The sequence below is a fragment of the Anaerolineae bacterium genome, assembly GCA_014360855.1.
Taxonomy (GTDB): domain Bacteria; phylum Chloroflexota; class Anaerolineae; order JACIWP01; family JACIWP01; genus JACIWP01.
Genome location: JACIWP010000265.1, coordinates 1 through 4,085 on the forward strand (window position 1 = coordinate 1; position 4,085 = coordinate 4,085).

Below are 4,085 nucleotides of genomic sequence, written 5' to 3' on the forward strand. Positions count from 1 at the left end.
TGGGTCGGAACAGATTGGCCAGGCGCGAGAGCGGCAGTTTCAGCCGGCGGAAGTACCAGCTCACCAATGTCACGTACGGCCGTACCAGCAGGCGGTGCACGCCCCGCAGCTCCTTACTTCTTCAGCCCCAGGTACTCGCGGAACCACTCGATGGTGAGGCGCAAGCCCTCTTCGAGACCCACCTTGGGCTCCCAGCCCAGGATGCGCCGCGCCTTGGAGATATCGGGCCGGCGGGTGCGCGGGTCGTCGCGCGTGCGGTCATCCTCGGGCGTGATGTAGGCGATGGGGGAGGTACTGCCGGCGATCTCCCTGACCTTCTCGGCGAACTCCCGGATCGTGATCTCACAGGGATTGCCCAGGTTGACAGGCTCCACCTCGTCCGACATCAGCAGGCGGTAGATGCCGTCCACCAGGTCGCTGACGTAGCAGAAGGAGCGGGTGCGCTCTCCGGAATCATACACCGTCAGCGGTTCTCCCAGCAGGGCCTGCTTGATGAAATTGGGCACCACCCGGCCGTCGTCCAGGCGCATGCGGGGGCCGTACGTGTTGAAGATGCGCACGATGCGGGTGTCCAGGCCGTGGGCGCGGTGATAGGCCATCGTCATGGCCTCGGCGAAGCGCTTGGACTCGTCGTAGACCCCGCGCGGGCCGACCGGATTCACATGCCCCCAGTAGGACTCGGGCTGGGGGTGCACCTCGGGATCGCCGTAGACCTCCGACGTGGAGGCGAGCAGGTAGCGCGCCCCTTTTGCCAGGGCAAAACCCAGGGTCTTGTGGGTGCCCAGGGCGCCGACCTTGAGGGTCTTGATGGGATGGCGCAGGTAGTCCACGGGGCTGGGCAGGGAGGCCAGGTGCAGGACGGCGTCCACGGGGCCTTTCAGATAGATGTATTCGGTCACGTCGTGCTTGATGAACAGGAAGCGCTCGTGACCAATCAAATGCTCGATATTCCGTGTCGAGCCGGTGACCAGGTTATCCATGGCGATGACGGTATGGCCCTTCTCCAGCAGGTAGTCGCACAGGTGAGAGCCAATGAAGCCGGCACCGCCGGTAATCAGCACGCGCATCGGATTCCTCCTCCGGATTCTTCCGTCCGTCTATTGTTCTTCCGCCGGCTGAGCCAGTCGCAGAGCCAGGCCGGCGGTCATCATCAACACCATCGCCAGGTCCACCAGGAAAAATGAATTGTCGATCAGGCCGTGGGCCAGGGAAGCGGCCAATGAACCGAACAGGCCGATGTAGAGCATACGTTCGGCCGGCTGTGCGGACTGCCGCGCGCCGCGCCACAGCCGGCGCACCAGCGCCGCTACCAGCACTCCCAGCGCCGCCAGGCCCACTATCCCCGTGCGTGTCCAGGCGTCCAGCACAATGTTATGCGGATGGGAGAGGTTGAGCTCCTCCCAGGCTCCCGGCAGGACGTAGCGGGTGCGGTACAGGTACAGGAAGTTGTCCGGCCCAACCCCCAGCGCCGGGTGCTCGCGGATCATGTTCCAGGTGCCCTGCCAGAGCTTCAGCCGCACAAAGCCAGTGCCGGCCGAGGTGTCCAGCAGGCTTTGTACGCGCTCGGTGCCGGCCAGCGGCAGGAGCGCCGCGCCGATGAGCAGGACGCCGGCCAGCGCGCCCCAACGCCATTTGCCGCCGCGCGCCGCGCCCATCCCAATGAGGGCCGCCGGCAGTCCCAACAGCCAGGCGCCGCGCGAAAATGTCAGATAGAGCGCCGCCAGAATGGGCAGAAGCGCCAGGCCGTAGGCCCAGCGCCGGCGCCCGACGCCCCCGAAGACCACCGCAGAGAACGCCACCGGCGCCGCCCGTTCCAGGTAGAGCGCCAGGTTGTTAGGCGATCCGTACCAGGCGCGTACCCGCGCCACCCCTTCGGCGGTAATGACGCCAGCGCCGGAGAACCACTGGGCGATGCCGGCCAGTGCCGCAATGACCCCGCCGATCAGCAGGGCGTCCACAGCCGCCCAAAGCCAGCGTCGCTCATCCTTGCCGGCCGGCATGGCGCGCCAGAGGGCATACAGCAGGGCGGAATCCAGGAACACCGTGCGCAGTTCGTGCCCCGCCACGCCCGGGTACTGAGCAAATATTGTACTCAGGCCGGCCGCAAACAGCAATCCCAGCACCCCCGCGTCTACCCAGGAGCGGGTCCGCCACAGCCGGCCCCACAGGCCCCGCAGGCCGCCGCGCAGTACTGCCGTCCAGAGAAGGCCGGCCAGCGTCAGCCAGAGGATGGATTCCAGGTTGGGAATGGCGCGGCCGAAGACCAGCGGCGGGCGCAGGAAGAGCGGGAAGCTCGCCGGGGCGAGGATGAGGCCGGCCGGCGGCCAGAGCAGGATGACGGCCGCGCAGGCCAGCAGGCCGACCAGCGGAAGGATGGGACCAGGAGCCAGCAGGAACAGGGCGCCGGCGGCGGCCAGCAGAACAAGCCGTAGGGAAAGCGGCCGGCCGGTGAACCAGGTATGCGCCCTTTCCCACAGGCGGACGGGAGCAGAGACCAGCCGGCGAAGCGACCCCCGCGTCCCAACGAGGAGGACAGCATCTATCAGCAGGCCGGCCAGGGCTCCCAGGACAGCCGCCGGCCATGGGGAGCGCGCCGGCGTGTCCTCGTGCACCGCGAAATACGCCAGCGCCCATTGGTCCCAGCCGCCGTGGGCGACGATGCGGGCTTCATGGAAGCCGGCCGACAGTCCTCGCGCCAGCGGCACAACGGCCGGCGCGCGCAGAGGATCGTACAGCACCAGGTAACTGCGGCCGGCCTCGTCGCGCGGCAGGGCGTTGGCCGGCTGACCGTCCACGCTCACCTCGAGATAGGCCCAGTACGGGCCGCGCCGCACGGCCAGGTCTATGCCGGTCCCGACGAAGCGGATGCGCATGGCGGCGCCTTCTTCCCCGATGTCCGCGCCGTCAGGAGCGATCCGCCATTGCCCTTCGGTGGTCACCGATGGCTCCCAGAAGGCATGGACGCCGGCGCCGGCAGTTTCGGAGAGGGCCGGCAGGGCGCGCAGGGATTCCAGCACGGGGCGCGGCCGGCCGTCCTTGTCCACGGCGGCGAACCCCCAGCGCGGGTCATCGGTAGGGACATCCGGCTGCCACTCCGCCCAGAGGAGTGGTCCCATCCAGGGCCAGGAGCGGCGGGCGAGGCCGGCGGCTTCCCGCGTCCAGCGAGCCTGTGTTTCCTCATCGGTGGTGCCCCAGGGGGATGGGGCTCCCTGCCAGCCCGCCGGCAGGCTGTTCCAGCCAAATTCCACGCCCCAGATGGGGGTGGCGCCGTCGCCGGCCTTCACCATCACCTGGCGCAGGAGGGCGGCGCGCTGGAAATTGAGCTGGCCGGGGTCGGGCGGGTCGGTGGGGCCGGCGCGCAGGCCGTAGGGCTTGGCGGCCAGCGCGTCGAACCATTCCGCCGCGCCGGCGGCGTACATCTCTCGCAGGAAGATGATGTCGCTTTGGTTCAGGCCGCCGGGCTCAATGTTCGGGGCCAGCCCGCCGGCCAGGATGAGCGCGTCGGGGTCCGCCGGGCGAATCTGTACGGCGGCCTCGCGCAAGAGGTCGGTATATTCGCCGGCGTTCACGTAGCGGTTGCCCCAGTGCGGGGCAATGTTGGGTTCATCCCATATCTGATAGGCGTCGACCACATCGCCGTAGCGGCCGGCGAAGGCCGCGGCGAACGCGCCGAAGTCCCGGCGCTCGCGGGGTGGGGCATAGGGATTGTCTTGGTCCTGTTCGCTCCGTGCCCAGGCGGGGCTGGTCTCCAGCACGGCCAGCAAGCGCAGGTGCCGGCCGCGCAGGGCGTTCACAACGCGGTCGGCAGATGCCCAATCGAACTGGCCGGGCGCCGGCTCCAGCTCCGCCCAGCGGAAGCGGATCCGCACCCAGCCGCCCGGCAGGATGCGCGCAATTTCCTCAAGCTGGGCATTCCATTCCGCTTCGGAAAGGTGCCAGGGAGAGAGGTTGATGCCGTAGAGGGGCCAGATGCGCGGGTCGGGTTCCGGTAGGGGGACGGCCGGCGCCGGCACCGCCGGCCGGGCCAGGCCGGCGGCCGCCGCACAGACCAGCGGGATAATGGTCAGCAGGAACAGGCGGGACAG

2 protein-coding genes are annotated in these 4,085 nt (G+C 68.9%); both read right to left on the reverse strand.

The features are described from left to right. Positions 1-113: 113 nt before the first annotated feature. A complete protein-coding gene (locus tag H5T60_12335) occupies positions 114-1,067 on the reverse strand; it encodes an SDR family oxidoreductase (GenBank protein MBC7243221.1) in 954 nt (317 codons plus the stop codon). Positions 1,068-1,097: 30 nt separating this feature from the next. Continuing rightward, positions 1,098-4,085: O-antigen ligase family protein (locus H5T60_12340; GenBank protein MBC7243222.1), on the reverse strand; the 2,988-nt coding region annotated here is incomplete at its 5' end.

Excerpts from the sequence above, each read along its gene's own strand:
- H5T60_12335 (MBC7243221.1), bottom strand. The coding sequence starts at position 1,067 with ATGCGCGTGCTGATTACCGGCGGTGCCGGCTTCATTGGCTCTCACCTG.